The sequence below is a fragment of the uncultured Litoreibacter sp. genome (assembly GCF_947487515.1).
Lineage (GTDB): Bacteria > Pseudomonadota > Alphaproteobacteria > Rhodobacterales > Rhodobacteraceae > Litoreibacter.
In genome coordinates this window covers 457,619-478,763 of sequence record NZ_CANKWO010000002.1, presented here as the reverse complement: position 1 = coordinate 478,763, position 21,145 = coordinate 457,619, and the positions used below count along the sequence as shown (strand labels likewise).

20 protein-coding genes and 1 riboswitch are annotated in these 21,145 nt (G+C 53.3%); of the genes, 7 read left to right on the top strand and 13 right to left on the bottom strand.

What is annotated here, in order from left to right; all coding sequences use genetic code 11:
- Window positions 1-38: 38 nt before the first annotated feature.
- Window positions 39-1,238 (top strand): FAD-binding oxidoreductase, encoded by a 1,200-nt coding sequence (locus tag Q0746_RS07995; protein WP_298259005.1) that lies wholly within the window; start codon window positions 39-41, stop codon window positions 1,236-1,238.
- A 41-nt stretch (window positions 1,239-1,279) separates the two neighbouring features.
- On the opposite strand, the gene Q0746_RS07990 is transcribed toward Q0746_RS07995, so the two are convergent.
- The 4 genes from Q0746_RS07990 to rocF form a co-directional block, all read right to left on the bottom strand.
- The gene (locus tag Q0746_RS07990) at window positions 1,280-1,714 is read right to left on the bottom strand and encodes a 6,7-dimethyl-8-ribityllumazine synthase (RefSeq protein ID WP_298259003.1); all 435 of its coding nucleotides are present in this window, start codon (window positions 1,712-1,714) and stop codon (window positions 1,280-1,282) included.
- Window positions 1,715-1,790: 76 nt separating this feature from the next.
- Window positions 1,791-1,937, bottom strand: a riboswitch (FMN riboswitch).
- 44 nt (window positions 1,938-1,981) lie between these two features.
- The gene (locus tag Q0746_RS07985; protein ID WP_298259001.1) at window positions 1,982-3,028 is read right to left on the bottom strand and encodes an ornithine cyclodeaminase; all 1,047 of its coding nucleotides are present in this window, start codon (window positions 3,026-3,028) and stop codon (window positions 1,982-1,984) included.
- Between the two features lies 1 nt (window position 3,029).
- Window positions 3,030-3,965 carry a citrulline utilization hydrolase CtlX gene (gene ctlX / locus Q0746_RS07980; protein ID WP_298258999.1) on the bottom strand — a complete coding sequence of 312 codons (936 nt, stop codon included), beginning with the start codon at window positions 3,963-3,965 and terminating at the stop codon, window positions 3,030-3,032.
- Window positions 3,965-4,894: an arginase gene (gene rocF, locus Q0746_RS07975; protein WP_298258997.1), complete on the bottom strand. Its 930-nt coding sequence runs from the start codon at window positions 4,892-4,894 to the stop codon at window positions 3,965-3,967. Before rocF ends, ctlX begins: the two co-directional genes overlap by 1 nt.
- A 131-nt stretch (window positions 4,895-5,025) precedes the next feature.
- On the opposite strand from rocF, the gene Q0746_RS07970 reads away from it, so the two are divergent.
- The 6 genes from Q0746_RS07970 (at window position 5,026) to Q0746_RS07945 (ending at window position 11,338) form a co-directional block, all read left to right on the top strand.
- Window positions 5,026-5,448 carry an Lrp/AsnC family transcriptional regulator gene (locus tag Q0746_RS07970; protein WP_298258995.1) on the top strand — a complete coding sequence of 141 codons (423 nt, stop codon included), beginning with the start codon at window positions 5,026-5,028 and terminating at the stop codon, window positions 5,446-5,448.
- An 88-nt stretch (window positions 5,449-5,536) separates the two neighbouring features.
- A complete protein-coding gene (locus Q0746_RS07965; protein WP_298258993.1) occupies window positions 5,537-6,355 on the top strand; it encodes a flagellar motor protein MotB in 819 nt (272 codons plus the stop codon).
- A 97-nt stretch (window positions 6,356-6,452) separates the two neighbouring features.
- Entirely contained in the window at window positions 6,453-7,760 is a 1,308-nt protein-coding gene (locus Q0746_RS07960) for a flagellar hook-basal body complex protein (RefSeq protein WP_298258991.1), read from the top strand.
- A 20-nt stretch (window positions 7,761-7,780) separates the two neighbouring features.
- Window positions 7,781-9,229 carry a flagellar hook-associated protein FlgK gene (gene flgK / locus Q0746_RS07955; RefSeq protein ID WP_298258989.1) on the top strand — a complete coding sequence of 483 codons (1,449 nt, stop codon included), beginning with the start codon at window positions 7,781-7,783 and terminating at the stop codon, window positions 9,227-9,229.
- A gap of 1 nt (window position 9,230) precedes the next feature.
- Complete coding sequence (locus Q0746_RS07950) at window positions 9,231-10,238, top strand: hypothetical protein (protein ID WP_298258987.1); 1,008 nt, start codon at window positions 9,231-9,233, stop codon at window positions 10,236-10,238.
- An 11-nt stretch (window positions 10,239-10,249) separates the two neighbouring features.
- The gene (locus Q0746_RS07945; RefSeq protein WP_298259712.1) at window positions 10,250-11,338 is read left to right on the top strand and encodes a flagellar basal body P-ring protein FlgI; all 1,089 of its coding nucleotides are present in this window, start codon (window positions 10,250-10,252) and stop codon (window positions 11,336-11,338) included.
- 191 nt (window positions 11,339-11,529) lie between these two features.
- Here the strand turns inward: Q0746_RS07945 and gyrB are convergent, their stop codons facing one another.
- The 9 genes from gyrB to mutM all read right to left on the bottom strand — a co-directional run bounded on the left by gyrB (window position 11,530) and on the right by mutM (window position 21,125).
- A complete protein-coding gene (gyrB, locus tag Q0746_RS07940) occupies window positions 11,530-13,944 on the bottom strand; it encodes a DNA topoisomerase (ATP-hydrolyzing) subunit B (protein WP_298258985.1) in 2,415 nt (804 codons plus the stop codon).
- 117 nt (window positions 13,945-14,061) lie between these two features.
- Window positions 14,062-14,682 (bottom strand): LysE family translocator, encoded by a 621-nt coding sequence (locus tag Q0746_RS07935; protein ID WP_298258983.1) that lies wholly within the window; start codon window positions 14,680-14,682, stop codon window positions 14,062-14,064.
- Window positions 14,679-15,785, bottom strand: coding sequence for a DNA replication/repair protein RecF (gene recF, locus Q0746_RS07930; protein ID WP_298258981.1), 1,107 nt, complete (start codon window positions 15,783-15,785; stop codon window positions 14,679-14,681). The genes Q0746_RS07935 and recF overlap by 4 nt, the downstream gene beginning before the upstream one ends.
- Before the next feature lie 9 nt (window positions 15,786-15,794).
- Window positions 15,795-16,913, bottom strand: a complete 1,119-nt coding sequence (gene dnaN, locus Q0746_RS07925) for a DNA polymerase III subunit beta (RefSeq protein WP_298258979.1) — start codon at window positions 16,911-16,913, stop codon at window positions 15,795-15,797.
- Window positions 16,914-17,020: 107 nt separating this feature from the next.
- Window positions 17,021-18,409 (bottom strand): chromosomal replication initiator protein DnaA, encoded by a 1,389-nt coding sequence (dnaA, locus tag Q0746_RS07920; protein WP_298258977.1) that lies wholly within the window; start codon window positions 18,407-18,409, stop codon window positions 17,021-17,023.
- Window positions 18,410-18,436: 27 nt separating this feature from the next.
- Window positions 18,437-18,886 (bottom strand): rhodanese-like domain-containing protein, encoded by a 450-nt coding sequence (locus tag Q0746_RS07915; protein ID WP_298258975.1) that lies wholly within the window; start codon window positions 18,884-18,886, stop codon window positions 18,437-18,439.
- A 205-nt stretch (window positions 18,887-19,091) separates the two neighbouring features.
- Window positions 19,092-19,355 carry a 30S ribosomal protein S20 gene (gene rpsT, locus Q0746_RS07910; protein ID WP_298258973.1) on the bottom strand — a complete coding sequence of 88 codons (264 nt, stop codon included), beginning with the start codon at window positions 19,353-19,355 and terminating at the stop codon, window positions 19,092-19,094.
- Between the two features lie 86 nt (window positions 19,356-19,441).
- A complete protein-coding gene (locus Q0746_RS07905; protein ID WP_298258971.1) occupies window positions 19,442-20,218 on the bottom strand; it encodes an enoyl-CoA hydratase in 777 nt (258 codons plus the stop codon).
- Between the two features lie 58 nt (window positions 20,219-20,276).
- A complete protein-coding gene (gene mutM, locus Q0746_RS07900; RefSeq protein ID WP_298258969.1) occupies window positions 20,277-21,125 on the bottom strand; it encodes a bifunctional DNA-formamidopyrimidine glycosylase/DNA-(apurinic or apyrimidinic site) lyase in 849 nt (282 codons plus the stop codon).
- Between the last annotated feature and the right edge of the window lie 20 nt (window positions 21,126-21,145).

The window sequence follows — 21,145 nt, the reverse complement described above, 5'->3', positions numbered from 1 at the left end:
GGCGCATTTCGGCCGCTACCCTCAAAGAGAGATGGCCCATGCAGACGCCTTTGTTGAGCAGCTATGACGTAGTGATTGTCGGGGGGGCGATCTATGGCTCTTCGGTGGCATGGTGGTTGTCACGCAACCCCGATTTTGATGGCTCAATCTTGGTGGTGGAGCGAGACCCGAGTTATGAATTTGCCTCCACGTCGCACACAAACAGCTGCATTCGTCAGCAGTTTTCAACCGAGGTGAACATCCAGATTTCGCAGTTCGGGGTCGAGTTCATTCAGGGCTTTAAAGACTTCATACAAGATGAGGATGCGCCGGAAATTGCATTGCAAAGTTTCGGCTACATGTATTTGGCCGACACGCAGGAATTCGCCAATACCCTACAGGCCAATCAACAAGTTCAGGAACGATTGGGCGCGGGCACCAAATATATGACGGCGGCGCAGATCAAGGCCGCCTACCCGTTCTATAACGTTGATGACATCGTGGGCGGCAACCACAATTTGATCAATGAAGGCTACTTTGACGGAGGCACAATTTTCGATTGGTGGCGCCGAAAAGCACGGGCGCAAGGGGCCGAGTACCTGCACAATGAGGTGCGCGCGATGTCCCGAAACAAGACTGGCAACAAGATCGACAGCGTTACCTTGGCGACTGGGGATGTGATCGCCTGCGGAACTGTGATCAACTGTTCAGGTCCGCGCGCAGCTGCGACGGCGCATATGGCGGGGCTGAGCATTCCGGTAGAGCCGCGCAAGCGCTATACATTTATCTTTGATGCCGAAACACCGTTGGACCGTGACCTGCCCCTGACGATTGACCCTTCTGGCGTGCATATGCGCAGTGACGGTCGATACTACATGGCGGGATGCCCCCCTGATGAAGACCCTGCGGTGGGGTATGACGATTTTGTCGAGGACCACTCGCTCTGGGAAAACAAAATCTGGCCAGCGATCGCCACCCGCGTTCCTGCCTTCGAGGCAGTGAAACTGGTGAACTCATGGGTTGGGCACTATGCCTATAATGCGTTTGACCAAAACGCGATCATCGGTCCGGCACCAGAGGTTGAGAACTTCGTTTTCGTGAACGGGTTTTCGGGGCACGGATTGCAGCAAAGCCCTGCCATAGGTCGCGGCGTCGCAGAATGGGTCACTTACGGTGCCTACCGTTCGCTAGACCTATCCCCGTTGGGGGTAGACCGCGTGATTGCACGCGAAACCTTTGTCGAAAACGCGGTGATCTAATACTCCTCCGCGGCGATCCACGGAGGAGCAAAAGAATAGGCTTAAGCGGCGATGGCTGCGCGGGCCTTGCCGATCATCAGGGCAGCGTTGGCGGCTTCGCGCCCCTTGGTCACGAAATGATCACTGTAGATTGCCAAATGGTGCTCGGTCTCTTGGAAGTGATGCGGCGTCAGCGACACCGACAACACGGGCACACCGCTGTCCAAGCTTGCGCGCATGAGGCCATCAACAACCGCAGAGGCCACGAAATCATGCCGGTAAATTCCGCCATCAACAACCAGCGCTGCACAGGCCACTGCGGCATAGGTGCCGGTCGAGGCCAAATCGCGGGCCAGAAGCGGCATCTCGAATGCGCCAGGCACATCGAACACATCGACTTGAGACGCGGGGATCAATTCGCAGAAGCCTTCTAGGGCTCGGTCTACAATATCCGAGTGCCAGTTGGCTTTGACGAACGCGTATCGGGTGGGTGTCATGGTAGCATCTCCTTTTTAGCAACGACACGTCACCCAAGGCGATCACGGGCAAATAGCCCCCGCGCGGGGGCCACATGCTCGTTCTCTTTCATCCGGACTATGACCGTCGGCTCAGGAGTTACACCTGATCTGCTGACCCTTTCCCGGAGGAAAGGCGCTCGCGGGCTTACGGAGTGACCCGCTTACCGCCGGTGGGGAATTTCACCCCGCCCTGAGAACAGCCCTAAGATGGAGACCGTCGCGGCAGGGTGCAAGGGCAAATACGTCTTAAAGTGCCGCACGAGCGACCATGCCGAACAAATCACGCGGATCGTCGGGGTCGGCGAGCATGTCCAGCTCGATAAACGTGTCATAGGTGGCCAATTGATCGCGAATATAACGCAGGGCCGAGAAATCCTCAGTCGCGAAGCCCACCGAATCGAAGAGAGTGATTTGCTTGTCATCGCGGCGGCCCTCCGATTTGCCCAACATCACACGCCAAAGTTCGGTTACGTGATGATCATCGTCGAGTTGCTGAATTTCGCCCTCGATGCGGGTTTGCGGTGGATATTCCACAAAAATATCGGACCGCAGCAGAATGTCGCGATGCAGCTCGGTTTTGCCGGGGCAGTCACCGCCGATGGCGTTGATGTGAACGCCTGCACCAACCATGTTGTCAGTCAGGATCGTAGCGCACTGTTTGTCAGCGGTGCATGTGGTGATGATCTGTGCCCCTGCCACGGCCTCTTCCGGTGAGGTGCAGGACACGACGGTCATGCCGGTTGCCGCGAGGTTCTTGGCAGCCTTTGCAGTGGCATCAGGGTCAACGTCAAAAAGGCGCACGGTATCGATGCCGACAACCGTTTGGAACGCCAAGGCTTGGAACTCGCACTGAGCACCATTGCCGATCATTGCCATGGTTTTGGATCCTTTGGGGGCAAGATATTTCGCGACCAAGGCAGATGTGGCCGCAGTGCGAAGAGCCGTGAGAATCGTCATCTCTGACAAAAGGACGGGATAGCCGTTATCCACACGCGCCAAGACACCGAAGGCCGTCACGGTTTGGAAGCCTCGGGCCATATTTGCGGGGTGGCCGTTGACGTATTTGAAGCCATAGCTTTCGCCGTCTGACGTTGGCATAAGCTCAATGACGCCTTCCTCGGAGTGGGCCGCAACGCGCGGGGTTTTATCGAATTGCTCCCAACGCTTGAAATCAGCCTCAATGTAGTCGGCGATCTCCGCAATCATCTTTGCAGGGCCGATGGTGTTCACCAGCTTCATCATGTTGTCGACCGACACGAAAGGGACAAGAGCAAGTTTGGAGGGGGTCGTCATATCAGGAAGCTTTCTGTTCTGGGCGGCGGGCAAGGTGGACGCCTGCCAGCATGCAGCGGACAGAGCCGCCAGCGGTTTCAATTGTGGGAACTGCGAGAGGGAGCGGTGTCGCGTGTTGCTGGATGCGGCTCAGTTGATGTGGCGTAAGGGCGTCATATGCGGTCTGGGACAGGGCCAAAACCAACCCGTCCTTGCCAGAAAGCTCAAAGGCGTTTCCCGCGAAACTGTCGATCTGCGCGTGACTTAGAGAGATCACATCGCGCCCACCTTCAGCCAAACGTTGCATGACATCTGTGCGGCGGTCAGAGTCGGTGATCATGGCGTCGCAGATTAGCACATAGCCGGTGCCCACTGTCATCAGAACATTGGTGTGATAGACGCTGGTGCCCGATCTGTCGGCGGCTGCAAAGGCCATTGGCTCATAGTTGAAATAAGTGCAGAACCGTTCAAGGATCACGGGGTCAGCGCGGTTAGATTGCACCGTATAGGCGACACGGCCGATGTGATCGAGAACCATTGCGCCGGTCCCCTCTAGGAAAACGCCGTCTTGCTCCAACCCAGAGAAATCTATGACGTCTTGGACGCGGTACTCGGCCTTTAGGGCCTCTATAATATCCCAGCGACGTTCTGCGCGCCGGTTCTTGGCATACATTGGATAGACGGCCAGATGACCGCCCGCGTGGGTGGAAAACCAATTGTTGGGGAAGACGGAATCCGGTGTCGTCGTACCTGTGTCGTCGAAATCATGGACGGTAACCCCAGCTTTGCGCAACGCCACAACCATTGTGTCAAACTCTGCCCTCGCGAGGTTTGATATCTCGGATGGATCACGCGTGTCTTTGGATTGAAACCCGTTGTCCCCGAGCGTTTGCGGGTTAGACGTAAAGTGATGAGGGCGGATCATGACCACCGCGTTGGGAGCTTGCGCAGACCGCATCATAGGCTCCGTGTTTGACGGTCTAGAACCTTGCGCCCCATCAGGCTTGCACAAAGGTCCACCATCAAATTTGCAGTACGCCCACGTTCATCCAGAAACGGGTTCAACTCGACCAAATCCAGCGAGGTTACAAGGTCGCTGTCACAGAGCATTTCCATCACCAGATGCGCCTCGCGGAAGGTCGCCCCCCCTGGCACTGTGGTTCCAACAGCCGGTGCAATAGCAGGGTCAAGGAAATCGACATCAAGCGACACATGCAGCGCCCCGTTCGCCGCGCGAACCCGCTCCAGAAAACCGCGAAGGGGTGCTGTGATCCCATGTTCGTCAATGGCGCGCATGTCACTTACATCGACGTTATTGGCGCTCAATGCGGCATTCTCGGCTGGATCAACTGACCGAATGCCCAGCATGCATAGGTTTGCAGGTTCTACGGCAACGCTAAGCTGCGGATAGGCCTCGAACCCGGGTTGACCGCTGAAGTAAGCGACCGGCGTGCCATGCAGGTTGCCACTCGTTGTGCTGTTCAAGCTGTGAAAGTCGGGATGCGCATCAAGCCAAAGCACGAACAAAGGCCGCCCTTGGTCGGCCCAATATCGGGCAACGCCGGGTACGGTTCCAATCGAAAGGCTGTGGTCACCCCCCAAAAAGATCGGCATGTCAGCCGTTTGAGAGGCATCGAATGCGGCATGTTCCAATGCCTGCGCCCATGCCACGGTTTGCGGGAGGTCGTGAATGGCCGGATTGGCGTGGGTAATATGTTGTGGAGCATCAGGAGACACGTTGCCCTTGTCGGAGACATGGTGCCCCAGATCGCGCAGGGTTTCAGCCAAACCGGCCGTTCTGAATGCGTCGGGACCCATAATACACCCCGGCTGACTTGCGCCCGACTGAACAGGTGCGCCAATGAGTATGCATGATTTGGATGTCATAGTGCTCTCCTGAGTGCTGACTCTTACGGTAGGCAAAATATTTGCCACAAGCGATAATCAGAGTGTCAATTATGGATATTATTATGTGCATATTGTAAGGTTTGATTTCCAAAGTGTATTTTGAGGGTGCTATGGATGAAATTGATCAAAGGCTCGTGGCTCTTCTGAAAAACGATGGTCGCGCAACTGTGACCACCTTGGCGGGGGAGTTAAAAATGTCCCGTGTGACCGTTCAATCCCGTGTAGAGCGGATGAAAAGGGACGGCACCATAAGGCGCTTCACTGTCGAGTTGGGGCGTGTCGGCTTGGACGAATTGATTCACGCGATAATGATGATTGAAGTGAAAGGGGCGCAAACAGCCTCGGTCATAAAGCAGCTTCGACGAATGCCCGAGATCGTAGATCTTCACACGACCAATGGTGTTTGGGACTTGGTCGCACGAATCGAGACGATAAGCCTTCCTGACTTTGACCGAATTTTGCGACAGGTGCGTGAAGTTCAAGGTGTGACAGGAAGCGAGACCTCATTGTTGCTGGATCGCGCACGGGGGTAGTCAGGGAATTTCGCTTAAATTTGAAATGTTAACCGTCAATTTAGCCGCCTCTGCTTAAGTCTGACCGCAACACTTTGCGAGGACTCTCATGAGCGACGATGCCGGCCGGCCCATTATCATCAAGAAGAAGAAGGTTATCAGCGGCGGTGGCCACCATGGTGGTGCATGGAAGGTGGCATATGCTGACTTTGTGACTGCGATGATGGCGTTTTTCATGCTGATGTGGCTGTTGAACGCGACGACGGAAAAGCAACGCAAAGGGCTTGCGGACTACTTCACCCCAACCATTGCTATCGCCCGTGTGTCCGGTGGTGGAGATGGCGCATTTGGAGGGGACTCCCTTCTGGTAAAAAGCCAGCTTCCCCAATCTGGGCAGGGGGGAATGCCCAATATGCCGATCTCGGAAAATCAACCGGATCATGCTCTTGCCATGGCGGAGCAGGACGAACTTGCAGAGCTGGAAACCGGAATTCTTGGAAAAGGCGGGGACAGTTTGATCAAGGAGATGGCTTTAGATCACATCATTACCGACATCACTGACGAAGGCTTGGTGGTCGAAATTTTTGACCTGCCTGGAGATCCACTTTTTGATCCGGAGACAGGGCAAGCAACTCCAATCACTGTTGAAATATCTAAGATGCTGGTCGAAACCTTCGAAGCGGTTAACAATAAGGTCGCGATCTCCAGCCACTCCAGTTCTTACCCAAGCGTGCTAATCGATAATCCGGCTTGGTCTTTAACGACGACGCGCGCCCACACAATGCGTGAACTATTGGACCGGCACGGTTTAATTCCGCAGCGCCAAGAGCGCGTGACAGGATACGGTCAAAGTAAGCCTATCATGGCGGATCCAATGGCCGTTCGAAACAACCGGCTAGAAGTCACGTTGCTAAGAGAGCACCGTTAATCACGCGAGAAACTGTTTTCAATTTTACCTGTTAGCGTGATGTTAAGGCAGCGATCTCATAGTGGCCTGAAAGATGAGTGCTTCAGAAAGGCGCAGTATGACAATTTCTTCTTCCTTAAACGCAGGCGTGGCGGGACTGGCTGCAAATGCTAACCGACTTTCAACGATCTCGGACAATATCGCAAACTCCGGAACGAACGGATACAAGCGTGCGGAGACGGAATTTCATTCAATGGTGATCTCTAATGGTCAGGGCAGCTATTCCGCCGGTGGGGTTCGCGTTACGACTCACCGTTTGATTGATCAAGCCGGCGCATTGCTGACGACAAACAACTCTACTGACCTCGCTGTGCGGGGACGTGGATTCTTGCCGATTACCACAGAATCCGCTGTAAATTTGCAAGGCAGCGATCTTCCGTTTCGATTGGCGACCACAGGGTCATTCAGAACAGATTCTCAAGGGTTTCTAACCACCGATACGGGAATGGTCCTAATGGGATGGCCGGCGGATTCTGATGGTACAGTACCAACGTTTCCACGTGATACGGCTGATGGACTTCGTCCCATTCAGATCAACGTTAACCAGTTTGCAGGAGAGCCCACAACACGCATGGGATTGGGAGTGAACTTGCCTGCGACTGAAACCGAGGCGGGAGCAAGTGGTACATCGTTGGAGTTGTCGGTAGAATACTTCGACAATCTTGGAACCTCACAAAATCTATTTGTCACTTACACTCCCGTCGTTCCAGCCACCGGTGCGTCAAATCAGTGGTCGATGGAAATGCGGGACTCAGCCAGCGGTGGCGCAGTGGTCGGTGAATATACCATGACCTTCGATGATACCCGCGGAAGTGGCGGGACGTTGGCGTCTGTGGTGCGAACTTCTGCAGTCGGCGGAGACTATGATCCCGCGACAGGAAGTTTCTCCATGACCTTGGACGGCGGTCCACTAGAGATTTCGATCGGGGAGCTGGGTTCAGGAGCTGGGGTTACACAATTGTCCGATAGCTTTGCCCCGACACAAATTACCAAGGATGGGTCTCCGGTAGGGAACATGACATCTGTCGAAGTGGATGCGAATGGTTATGTTCAAGCGACATTTGACATCGGCATCACACGTACAATTTATCAAATTCCACTGGTTGATTTACCCAATCCAAACGGGCTGACGGCAATGGATAACCAAACATATGTTCCATCCAATGATAGCGGTTCCTTCTTCTTGTGGGATGCCGGCGATGGGCCAACAGGTGACATCGTGGGCTTTGCGTTAGAAGAATCCACAACCGATGTGGCCGGTGAGCTGACTGCGCTCATTCAAACTCAAAGAGCATATTCTTCCAATGCCAAGGTGATCCAAACCGTAGACGAAATGCTGCAGGAAACCACCAACATCAAACGCTAGATTGATCCGAGGAATTTAGAATGAGCTTATCTGCTTCCCTGTCCAACGCCGTTTCCGGATTGCATGCAGTTTCGCGCGCAGCCGAACTCGTGTCAGCAAATGTTTCAAACGCAATGACCGAAAGCTACGGGCGAAGAGAATTAAGTCTTAGTGCAGCCACTATCGGAGGGCGGGGGGCTGGGGTCCAAGTCTCCGGCGTGGAACGGATCGTCAATCAAGCGGCAATTGCGGACCGGCGGCTAGCCCAAGCTGAGTTGAGTTATCACACCGCGCATAGCGAAGTTTTATCCGGCGTTGAACAAGTTGTCGGCACTCCAGGTGATGCAGCATCCCTATCTGCATTCACCGACAAATTCGAGCAAAGCTTGATCATTGCCTCAGCGGACCCTTCCAGCGGTGCCAATCTAAACGCTGTCGTAAACAGCGCAATTGATCTCACCACAAAGATCAACGAGATATCTGATCGCCTACATGTCGAACGCGAGGCTGCTGATCAATCAATCGACACTCAGGTGTTGCAGCTGAACACCGCATTGTCAGATGTGGACCGATTGAACAAAGAAATCCGCCTGCAAATGAACTCTGGGGGGGATCCGTCCGGCCTCCTAGATCAAAGGCAAGCGCTCATTGATGGCATCAGTGAGCTTGTACCAGTTCAAACGGTAGACCGCGATTTCGGTCAAGTTGCCTTGGTAACCCCCAACGGAACGACTTTGGTTGACAGCCAAGCGGCCTCTTTTACCTTTAATCCGACCAGCAAAATTACCGCTGATATGAGCCTTTCAAGTGGGGCGCTTTCGGGACTGCAGATAGCAGGAGCGTCGAGTGTTAGCGGCACATCGATTGAAGCCATTGCGGGCGGATCTCTTGCAGCGGCTTTTGAGCTGCGGGATCAAAGTATTCCACTGATGCAGGCAAACCTTGATGCACTGTCGCGAAATTTGATCGAACGTGCGGCGGATGCGGACGATACCTTGCTGGCAGGGGAAGTCGGGCTATTTAGTGATGCGGGTGGGGCGTTTGATCCATTGCTCGAAGAGGGCCTGTCGTCGAGGTTGTCGGTAAACAACTCTTATGTTGCAGCGCATGGGGGGGACCCCACCAAATTGCGTGACGGGTTGAATTCATTATCACCTGGACCGGCGTCTGAAAATGCGATGTTGAATGCTCATGTTCAGGCTTTTTCAGAAGCTCGCTTGCCGGTGAGTGGACAGTATTCAAGTGCTGAATCCCTGTCGGGTTTGGTGGGAGATTTCCTGTCGAAGGTGAGCCAAGGACGCCAGCAGTCGGAGCAACGGCAAAGCTACGAAGCTACACGAGTTCAAGTATTTCGTGATGTGGAGCAGGCTGGGGGGGTCGACACAGATCAAGAGATGCAAAAACTTTTGTTGATCGAGAGAAACTATGCGGCAAACGCGAAAGTCATCCAAGCTGTTGACGAAATGCTGCAATCACTTCTGAGGATATAAAATGAATTTCGGTAGCTTGAGCGACCTTGGTCAGAACTTAATGTTACGCCGCCAAAGTGCTGGACTGAAGGCAAATCTCGCACGCCTTACGAACGAACTAACAACTGGTGAGCGCCATGATCTGAGCACCCATCTCCGCGGAGGCTTTGGGCCTCTTGCTGGGTTGGAACGATCGCTCAGTCGGTTGGATGCCTTTGAACAGGCCCGCAACGGATTGGATCAAAAGGTGACGGGAATTCAAACCGGTCTTCAGGCGATGCAAAGCGCTATCTCGACCTTGGGTGCAGACCTGACGTCTGCGGCTAGCTTAGGTCAGGCGGCAGTTATCGAGGCAAAAATTTTCGATGCGCCGGACAAACTAAATCAAGTCGTTTCCTATTTGAATACCGAAGTTTCCGGCCAATACTTGTTCTCGGGGACAGCATCCCAACAGCGGCCATTGGTCGATGGGGATGAAATTTTAGATCACATACGATACTTTGCCGGCACTGCCTCGAACGTGTCGGATTTCACTACCCAGGTAGAATCATGGTTCCACGACAGTGGCGGCGGCTTTGATACAGTGGCCTATGCCGGTGGTGATGCTATTCAGTCGGACATACAAATTTCCAACACACAAAAAGTATCGTTGTCTGCCAAAGCCGATGATCCGTCGTTCCGTTCGATGCTGAAGAGTTTAGCAATAGTTGCAATCGTTTCAGAGGGCACAATGTCTATGTCTGATGATGAAAAGCAGGCCCTACTTGTTCAGGCTGGAGAGCAACTCATCACGTCTGAGGGGGAGCTGATTAACATGCAAAGGGATACGGGTAGAATAGAAGCGGCATTAGGCGAAGCTGGCGTCTCGGATAGCGTTGAGCGAGGCGTTCTTGAAATGGCAAAGTCGAAAATCGTTTACGCTGACCCTTTTGAAACGGCAAGTGAACTTGAAGCCGTTCAGTTTCAGATTGAGTCACTCTATGTGCTGACTGCACGTACATCCCAACTTCGCTTGTCGGACTACATCTAGTGGGCCGCGCAATATTGATCGCATTGTTGGCATTCTTCCCCCTAGTGGCCTCTGCTTCAGGGGTGAGATTGAAAGATCTTGTCGAGTTTGACGGCGTGCGCGGGAACGATCTAGTTGGCTACGGGTTGGTGGTTGGGTTGAACGGAACCGGTGATGGATTACGCAACTCGCCGTTCACCGAGGAAATGATGGTCAACATCTTGGAACGGCTTGGTGTGAATGTGGGGGGAGAACAATTCCGCCCTAAAAATGTTGCGGCGGTTTTGGTTACCGCGGTTCTGCCAGCCTTTAGTCGAACGGGTGGTAAAGTAGATGTAACAGTATCGGCAATTGGTGATGCGAAAAGTCTGTTAGGGGGGACGTTGATTATGACCCCGTTGAATGCAGCTGACGGTGACGTATATGTCGTCGCACAAGGTACAGTCATTGCAGGCGGTGTTTCAGCAGAAGGAGAAGCCGCGCGAGTTGTTCACGGCGTCCCGACAGCGGGAATTGTGCCTGCTGGTGGACGAGTGGAGCGAGAAGTCGAGTTTGAGTTTTCGGAACTATCGAGCTTGAGAATGGCGCTCAGAACACCTGATTTTTCGACCGCTGAAAAAATCGAAAATACTATTAACATTGCTCTCGGAAAACGCGTGGCCTTAATGTTGGATGCGGGGACTGTAGAGCTTAACATTGATGCAACGGGCCTTCGATCTCCGGCCCATGTATTGAGTAGGATTGAGAACATTGTCGTAGAGCCGGAGAGGCGTGCGCGAGTCGTGATTGACCAAAGGTCGGGAACAATTGTGATGGATGAAAACGTTCGAATTTCACGGGTCGCGGTCGCCCAGGGGAACCTCACTTTAACGATAGAAGAGTCACCTGTGGTTGTTCAACCCAATCCATTTGCCGAGGGTGAAACTGTCGTTGTCCCGCGAACTGCTGCAGCAATTGGTGAAGATGCTGGAACAGGTTTGGCTGAAATAGAACCCGGAGCGACATTGAAAGACGTAGTTTCTGGTTTGAACGCCCTAGGCGTCACGCCGATGGATATGATTGATATTCTAAAAAGTATTAAGGCCGCAGGAGCATTGCATGCGGAATTTATTGTTCAGTAATGCGGATGAGTTTGAAAGAGAAAGCACTTTGTTAAGCGGTTCATGCGGTTGCAGCATGAACCGCGTTTCAAATCTCTAAGGACCCGAAGGTTTTTGATCCCGTACACCGAGGAATGATTGAATTCGCGCACCCTGATCTTTCGCCACTTCACTTCACCAAAGAAATGATCGCGGCGAAAGCTGACATTCCGTCAAAAATCGAGATTTTCTACGCTCAGAGCATTTGTTTGAATGAAATCGCGGCGTGGCTCCACGACATCCCCCATAAGTTTAGTGAAGATGTCGTCGGCTTCGGCCATATCTTCGACTTTTACTTGCAGAAGTGTTCTGGCATCAGGATCGAGCGTCGTTTCCCACAATTGATCGGGGTTCATTTCCCCCAAGCCCTTATAGCGTTGGAGCGACAGCCCTTTTTCCCCTTCTTCGAGAATCGACTGCAGAAGATCGATAGGGCCATAGACAGGCTGTTCGCGATCTTTGCGTACCAATTTGGCTGGCTTTCCGTAGGTTTCTTGCAAGCTTTGGGTCAGTTGACCAAGTCGCCTTGCTTCCCCTGAGCGGAGAACTCCACCATCCAGAATGCGGACTTCGTCAACGCCGCGCAAGACGCGCCATAAGCGAATGCCTTTGTCTTGGGTCGGACGACCTTGCCATCCTTTTTCGTACTCCAGGGCGATAAGATCCAACCGCGCCGCAACAGTGTTGGCAACACCTTGCAAATCTTGGTCAACTTGACCTGCAGCGAAGGCTCCAGCAATCGCGGATTGCTCCAAAATATGCTGAGGATAATGTGTCGGGAAAGCTTGCAAAATGCGGCGCACCATTCGCGCCTCTTCAATCACTCGGCGAAGGTCCTGACCGACGATTTCCTCGCCGGAGGCAAGTTTCAGGACGGCCCCTTCGACACCCTGTTCGATCAGATAATCCTCCATGGAAGATTGATCTTTAAGATAAACTTCGGAACGCCCGCGCGCCACTTTGTACAAAGGTGGTTGCGCGATATATAGATGCCCCTGCTCGATCAATTCGGGCATTTGGCGATAGAAGAAAGTCAGCAATAGCGTGCGAATGTGAGCCCCGTCGACATCGGCGTCGGTCATAATGACAATCTTGTGGTAGCGTAATTTAGAGATGTCGAATTCGTCACGGCCGATGCCGGTGCCCAAAGCCATCACCATGTTTCCGATTTCTTGACTGCCAAGCATGCGATCAAAACGCGCGCGCTCTACGTTCAAAATTTTCCCTTTGAGCGGCAAAATGGCTTGCGTTTGGCGGTCCCGACCTGTTTGAGCCGATCCACCAGCGGAATCCCCCTCCACGAGAAAAACTTCAGTTTTAGAGGGGTCTTTATCCGAGCAATCTTTCAACTTTGATGACAGGAAATTCATGTCCATCGGATTTTTCCGACGGGTCAATTCGCGGGCTTTACGCGCAGCTTCGCGGGCCTGTGCTGCCTCCACAATCTTGGAGACGATCACGCGGGCCTCATTCGGGTTCTCTTCGAACCATTCGGCCAATTTTTCGTTCATCAATCCTTCGACTGCGGGACGCACTTCGGAGGAGACCAATTTATCTTTGGTTTGGGACGAGAACTTCGGGTCTGGAACTTTAACGGATAACACGCAGGTCAGACCTTCGCGTGCATCGTCCCCTGTGAAGGAAATCTTTTCCTTTTTGGCAATACCTGAACTTTGCGCATAGGCATTGATCGTGCGGGTCAACGCCCCGCGAAATCCCGCCATGTGAGTTCCACCATCGCGTTGCGGAATGTTGTTGGTAAACGGCAGAACCATCTCATTGTAACTGTCGTTCCACCACATCGCGACTTCCACGCCAATGTCGTCTTTCTCACCGACAACATAAATGGGGTCCGACATCACGGAAGTCTTGGAGCGATCGAGATATTTAACAAACTCTTTCACGCCGCCTTCATAATAGAGTTCGGAACGCAGTGCTTCGGCAGGGCGCTCATCCTCCAAAATGATCCGAACGCCGGAGTTCAGGAAGGCCAATTCACGCAAACGCTTTTCTAACGTATCAAAGATAAAGTCGCGGCTGGAAAATGTATCCAAAGACGCCATGAAGCGAACTTCGGTACCGGTGCGATCCGTTGGGCCAACGACCTCTAGATGTTTGACGGTGTCGCCGTGTTCAAAGCGCGCAATATGTTCTTTGCCATCGCGCCAGATGCGCAGTTCAAGCCAGTTGGACAGCGCATTCACAACGGACACACCCACACCATGCAAACCGCCAGACACTTTGTAGGAGTTGCTGTCAAACTTACCGCCAGCATGCAGCTGGGTCATGATAACTTCGGCGGCGGAGACGCCTTCTTCCTCGTGGATACCCACTGGAATTCCGCGCCCGTTGTCACTGACTGAAACAGAGCTGTCGGCATGGATTTTCACATTCACAGCGTCGGCGTGACCAGCCAGAGCTTCGTCGATACCATTGTCGACGACTTCGTAAACCATGTGATGCAAACCCGAGCCATCATCAGTATCGCCGATGTACATACCAGGGCGCTTTCGAACCGCCTCTAAGCCCTTGAGGACTTTAATAGAATCAGCGCCATATTCGGCTGGTTGCTCTTGATTGTCGGCCATGTGAAGTATCCCGCGTTTGTTAAGCGAAATATAGGCTTTTGAGCGGGGATTGTCACGTAGTTGACGCAATATATTGTGGTTTGGCAGCGACTAGATCGCGAAGGGCCTCTGATCCCATCATGCGAGCGCAATCACGACCCCGACGGCGATCAAAAGCCAGCCCGCCACGACATTCATTCGCTTTACTGCACCCGGTGCTTTCAACACTTTGCGCATCCGGTCCACTGATGCGGCCAACACCAGATTTCCGATCAAAGGGACCAAAAGGCTGAGAAGGCAGATTGCTGCAATATCGGGCCAAGTGACCCGCGTGAGATCGAAGAATCCCGGAAGCACGCCCATGTAAAACAAAACAGCTTTCGGGTTGGAGAGGATCACTACCATCCCTGCAATGAACCCAGCCCACATTCCCGGGCGGGTTAGGGAGGTGTTTTCGGACAGTTTCGCGTCTGCGTTTTTGATCAACAGGACGCCCATTGCCACAAACATGACCACAGCGACCCAGCTTAACACGTCCATGAACCAGTCGGCTTGCTCGACAATCCAAGCGACACCAAGGATCGCGACCAAAGGCCAAATGACATCCCCGACAACCACACCCAAAGCGAGCGGCCAAGCGGAGTTAAACCCGCCCGACATGGCGCGTGCCAAGAGTGCGACCCAAACCGGACCGGGGGTAAGGAACAAAACGAATAGGCCGCCCGCATAGATGAGAAGTTCGGTTGCAGTGATGGTCATAGAAAATTCACCTCGGATGAATTGGCCTTGTCTGAAACGAGCAGGTGCTGTGCGCGATCACCCAGCTCTGTGAATAGCTCTGCACCGGTTCCGGTCATCCAGGCCTGCGCTTTGAGTGAACAAATCTCATCATAAAGCGCCGCACGGCGATCCGCGTCTAGATGTGCTGCGACTTCATCAAGCAAAATAATCGGTGCAGCGCCAAAATCTTCAGCAAGAGCGCGAGCATTCGCCAGAATCAGTGATAGAAGCAAGGCCTTCTGTTCACCGGTTGAGCATTGTTTTGCTTCCATGCTTTTGGCTGAATAGATGGCTCTCATGTCGACCCTATGCGGGCCAACAAGGGTGCGCCCTGCGCGTAAATCCGTCGCCCTTGATGCCTGAAGTGCATTCAACAAGGCTTCGGGATCGGAATAATCATCACCATCATCGGGTGAGACGATCGAGAGTGAAGCGGTCGGAAACGAAGTTTGCGCGTTCTCCATGGCCGCTTGCAAACGGATTAGGGCAGCTGTCCGGTTGGCGATGATCTGTGCCCCAGCATCCGCCATTTGAGCTTCAAGAGCAGCGTACCACATGGCGTCCCGAACCATATCTTTGAGAAGGCGATTCCGCTCTCGCATGGCCTTTTCATAGGCAATGGAGGCCTCAGCATGTTTGGGTTCGAAGCTGAGCGTGATACGGTCAAGGAAGCGACGCCGTCCTTCCGCACCTTCCAACCACAGGCGATCCATGGCTGGGATCAACCATACAACGCGCGCTATGCGTCCAAGGGCGGTTTGTGGTGACGTTTTGCTGTCAATGTTGACGGTTCGGTTTCCAGCGGCCTCGGCGCGGGTTTCCACCTCATAGGTCTGGCCCAAACTGTGAAGTATGCCGGATACCTTCCAACCCAATGCTTCAGGCATTCGTACGATTTCGTCCGCCTTCGCGCGACGTAACCCGCGGCCAGGGGACAGCATGGAAACCGCTTCCAATATGTTGGTTTTGCCCGCGCCATTGGAGCCAAAAATCGCAACTGGGCGATCATCAAGTTCCAGCTCCACGCGCCGGTGAGACCTGAAATGTGATAGGGTTAACGCAGAAAGGTGTAGCCCCGACATATAGGTGAGTTAAACGCGCATTGGCATCACGACGTAGACTGCCGACTGGTCATTGCCTTCACGCATCAAGGTTGGGTCTCCTGAAGAATTGAACATGAAGACCGCGTTTTCGCGATCAACTTGCCCTGCAATTTCAAGAAGGTACTTTGCGTTGAAGCCAATCTCCAGACGTTCATCGCTGTAGGCCACGGCGAGTTCTTCTTCGGCGGCACCGCTGTCCGGCGCATTCACAGACAAGATCAGGCGATCTTCGTCGAGAGAGAGCTTAACTGCACGGGAACGTTCCGATGATACCGTAGCTACACGGTCAACGGCCTTGGCAAATTCGGTTGCATCCACTTCCAGTTTACGTGTGTTCCCTTGCGGGATAACGCGGGTGTAATCTGGGAATGTGCCGTCGATGACCTTTGAAGTCAGCGTGATGTCAGGTGTGGCGAAGCGCACTTTTGTCTCTGACACGGACACCGCGATTTGCATGTCGTCATCGTCCAGAAGTTTGCGCAATTCAGCTACAGTTTTGCGCGGAACGATTACGCCGGGCATGTCGGCGGCGCCATCAGGCAAATCAGCATCAATACGCGCTAGGCGGTGGCCGTCTGTCGCAACGCAGCGCAGTACCTTGCCACCATCCCCGTCGGAGATGTGCATGTAGACGCCGTTCAAATAGTAGCGGGTCTCTTCGGTTGAAATCGCGAATTTTGACTTGTCGAACAGACGGCGCAACATTGGCGCAGGAGCCGAGAAGTTTGACTGATACTCGGATGTTGCCATCACTGGGAAGTCTTCTTTGGGCAGTGTCGCGAGTGAGAAGTTGGAGCGACCTGCTTCAACGGTCAAGCGTCCAGAAGCCCCATCGTCGGTGAGTGAAACCAGCGCACCATCGGGCAATTTGCGAACAATTTCATGCAAAGTTGTTGCAGATACTGTTGTCGCACCGGGGCGCTCCACTTGTGCCGCTGCTTTGTCCACCACTTCGATGTCGAGATCAGTTGCGCGGAACGTGACATCGTTGCCTTCGGCCTCAATCAGAACATTGGCGAGAATCGGTATGGTATTACGGCGTTCAACAACCGATTGGGCTTGGCTCACAGCCTTGAGCAGGGCGCTACGCTCGACACTGATTTTCATATCGGTCCTCTTTGGAAGATAGCTGGGGCGGAGAAGTTATCCTCTCCGCTCGCTAATGCAAACAATTTGTTGAAAAGTCCGCTTTTATGGCAGGGGCGTCAAGCCAATTAGGCCTCTAGCATGCGCCGAAGTAATTCTGCGTCTTCTGCAACTTGGCTGTCTTGGGCTTTGAGCTCATCGATCTTGCGAACGGCATGGATCACAGTGGTGTGGTCGCGGTTGCCAAAACGCTTGCCGATCTCGGGATAAGAGCGCTGTGTCAGCAGCTTGGCCAGCCACATCGCCATTTGTCGCGGGCGCGCGATGTTGCGCGAACGCTTGGGCGACAAAAGGTCGGACATGCGGACGTTATAGTAGTCACATGTTTTGCGCATGATCTCATCCATCGTGACCTTGCGGTCTGATTGGCGCAAAATATCTGCGAGGCTTTCTTGTGCCATTTCCAACGTGATTTCGCGCCCGACCAGTGACGCCAAGGCGAACAAACGTGTTAGTGCGCCTTCCAAGACGCGCACGTTGTTGGAAATGCGGTGTGCAAGGAATTCCAGAACGCCGTTCGAAATCTTCAACTCTTGGTATTGAGCACGATACTGCTCGACTTTTTGCTGCAGAATTCCGAGGCGCAGTTCGTAATCTGTAGGATGCAGGTCAACAACCAGACCCCATTGAAGGCGCGAGCGAATGCGCTCTTCCAGCCCGTCAATCTCGCCCGGAGCGCGATCTGCTGAAATGATGATCTGCTTTTGCTGATCGATAAGCGCGTTAAACGTGTGAAAGAACTCATCTTGCGTGCTGTCTTTACCGGCAATGAACTGAACATCATCCACCATTAAGACGTCGACGGAGCGGAACAAGCTTTTGAAATCCATCATCTGCTTGTCGCGAAGCGCTTGGATGAAGCGGTACATGAATTGCTCAGCCGAAAGGTAGACGACCTTTAGCTCCGGTGATCGGGTTTGCAATTCCCACGCGATAGCATGCATCAAGTGGGTCTTGCCTAAGCCAACGCCACCATAAAGGAACAGTGGATTGAAGCTAACAGGGCCGCCTTCGGCGACGCGGCGCGATGCAGCATGAGCAAGTTCATTGGGTTTGCCGACAACAAAGCGATCAAAAGTGAAACGCTTGTCCAAAGGGGCACCGATCAGGGAATCATCGGAACGGGCAGCCTGTATGGTTGGCTTTTGGGTGAATTTTTCGGTGGCCGGAGTGGGTGTCGGTGCCGAGGTTTGCGCAGGCGTCTGCACTGGACGATTGGCTTGAACCGAGAATTTCAAACGATCGACTTGCTGTCCTAGGGAGTCAAACTGGCGCAAGATTTCGTCCCCGAAATTGCGAGAAACCCAGTCACCTTGGAAGCTGGTTTGAACGCCAAATTCTGCTACACCATCAGCGCAGGAAATGAACGTCAGAGGTTCTATCCAAGTTTTGTAGTTATTCTTGCCAATTGTTGTTTGCAGAGTTTCACGTGCCTGTCCCCAAGTGTCGTTCGTCATACTTTACCCATTTACCCGTACCGCAGTTCAAGATTGCCGCCATGGCAATCCGTGGGCCTTCCAACCGTTAAGGCCCCCCCGATGTTTCTTCGGATCCAAATCACCTTCGAAGCCCTCGGCCACATTGAAAAGATCCGCGCCACGCATCTGTTCAGACAAAGACGCTTCGACCGCGAGTGCGGCGTTCATCGAACGCACACCAGACCTACAAATGAACAACAAATGGGACGGCAGAACGTCGCCCAGTGCCTCATTCATTTCTTCAACAAACCGCGGGTTAACAGACATATCTGGATACCTGCACCACTCGGTCAAAATGACCGAACGATTTAGATCCGACAGATCAGGTTTCCCTACAAAGGACCATTCGGCCTTTGTCCTGACGTCGATGAGCACTGCATTAGGATTTTGCTCTAAAAAGTCCCAAGCCTGAGTAGGCCGCAAGTTTTGTACAGCCGAACTCGAGTTCGTGCTCATTCCATGTCCCCCGAGACGAAGTGAATCGCTCAATATGGATAGCGACTGCAGGGGGCACCTCGCAACTTATCTTCGCGCTTGACTCATACTTAGTTGAATCCCGAATCTAACCGTGACGAAAAAGACGCCCCTTGCATGCAGGCACAAAAAAACGCGCCGATTAGGGCGCGCTTCTTAATCTTACTGTGTCGTGGTGGCGGGTTACTTAACCGAGTGCCTTAACCCGCGACGACAGGCGCGACATTTTGCGTGCCGCTGTGTTTTTGTGCATGACGCCCTTTGCAACGCCGCGCATCAGCTCTGGCTGAGCGGCTTTCAAAGCGTCTTTTGCGACGGAAGAATCACCACCGGTGATCGCTTCTTCCACTGTGCGCAAGAAGGTGCGGATGCGCGAACGACGCGCTTTGTTCACTTCGGTGCGGCGCTCTGTTTGACGTGCACGCTTTTTAGCTTGAGGCGAATTAGCCATACTTAAGAATCCCGATGGTTCGGTGTGTAAATCTGAGAGTGCGCTTCTAGGACCGACTCACATGCAAGTCAACGCCCTAAATCGCCTTACTTGTCGCGGAACTGTGGTTCACGCTTTTCTAAGAAGGCTGCCATGCCCTCGGATTGGTCTTCCGTCGCGAAAAGTGAGTGGAAAACACGGCGCTCGAACAGCAGACCTTCATTCAGTGTCGATTCGTAGCTGCGGTTCACCGATTCCTTGACGGCCATAGTGGCCACCATCGACTTTTCAGCGATCTTGCTCGCGGCAGCCATCGCTTCCGAGAGCAGCTTTTTGGATGGGACAACACGGCTGACCAAGCCAGAACGCTCTGCCTCTTCGGCATCCATAAAGCGCCCAGTCAGGTTCATGTCCATGGATTTGGATTTCCCGACAAAGCGCGTCAAACGTTGAGATCCACCTAGGCCGGCCATGACGCCCAAGTTGATTTCCGGCTGGCCAAACTTCGCAGTTTCGGAAGCGATGATGAAATCGCACATCATGGCAAGTTCACATCCGCCCCCCAAGGCGTAGCCCGAAACCGCAGCCACAATCGGCTTGCGAACCCGTTGGATGTTGTTCGAAAATTCTGAGAACAGATCGCCGCCAAAGGCGTCTACGAAGGACATTCCCGCCATTTCGGTGATGTCAGCGCCAGCCGCGAAGGCCTTTTCAGAGCCGGTGATCACTACGCAGCGAACCTTCTTGTTCTCGCTGGCATCGGCCAAAGCTTGGGACAATTCCGTCAGCAATTCCGCATTCAACGCGTTCAACGCGTCTGGGCGATTCAGCTTTATAAGAGCGATATGTTCTTCAATTTCAACGATAATTGTCTTGAATGCCATGATGTAACCTCACTGCTAGCAGGACAAGAGAACTATCATGTTCGAGCGGAGGTTCAATTCATCTTTGACATTTAGGGCAGTAAAAACTTGATCTGCCGGATTGAACGACACGTGTAATCTTCGCCCCACAATCTGATTTACAAGGGTCGCCCGAGCGGTCGTAGACCGCGAAATTATGTTGGAAATATCCAAGATCCCCATCTACTTGCCGATGGTCTTGCAGCGAAGATCCCCCAGATTCGATGGCCTCTTCCAATACCGATCGGATCGCCGGAACCAACGTTGCCACACGCGCGGCGCTTAGATTGGAGGCCTTTCGCTTTGGGGAAATGCCGGTGCGAAACAGGACCTCGCAGACGTATATGTTGCCCAAGCCAGCCACAACGGTTTGATCCAAAAGGGCCGTTTTTATCGGAGCACCCTTCTTCTTCAACGCATCAATCAGATAGGTCTCGTCAAAAAGGTTGCCCAATGGTTCTGGCCCCAGCTTTTCAATAAGCCAGTGCTGCTCCAAACGTGCTGTCGGTGCGAGATCCATCGCCCCGAACCGTCGCGCATCATTGAAGGCAATTTGGGGGCCGTCCAGCATGTGAAACACCACGTGGTCATGTTTTTGCCGTTCGGGTGCAGGGTGGTTCTCGTGTGCGGGCGCAGATTGCGTGATCTGCATGCGACCCGACATGCCAAGGTGAATGATGAGTGTTTCCTCACTGTCCAAATCCGCCAAGATATATTTGGAACGCCGCCGCAATGCGCGAATAGTTCGACCTTGCAGCCGTTCGGCCATCGCCTCGGGGAAAGGCCAGCGCAAATCCGGCCTGAACACATCAACTTTAGCGATGACGCGCCCTTCCATAACGGGTTGCAAGCCGCGTCGAACAGTCTCTACTTCTGGTAACTCTGGCACGGTTGGCCCCTTGGTCTTTT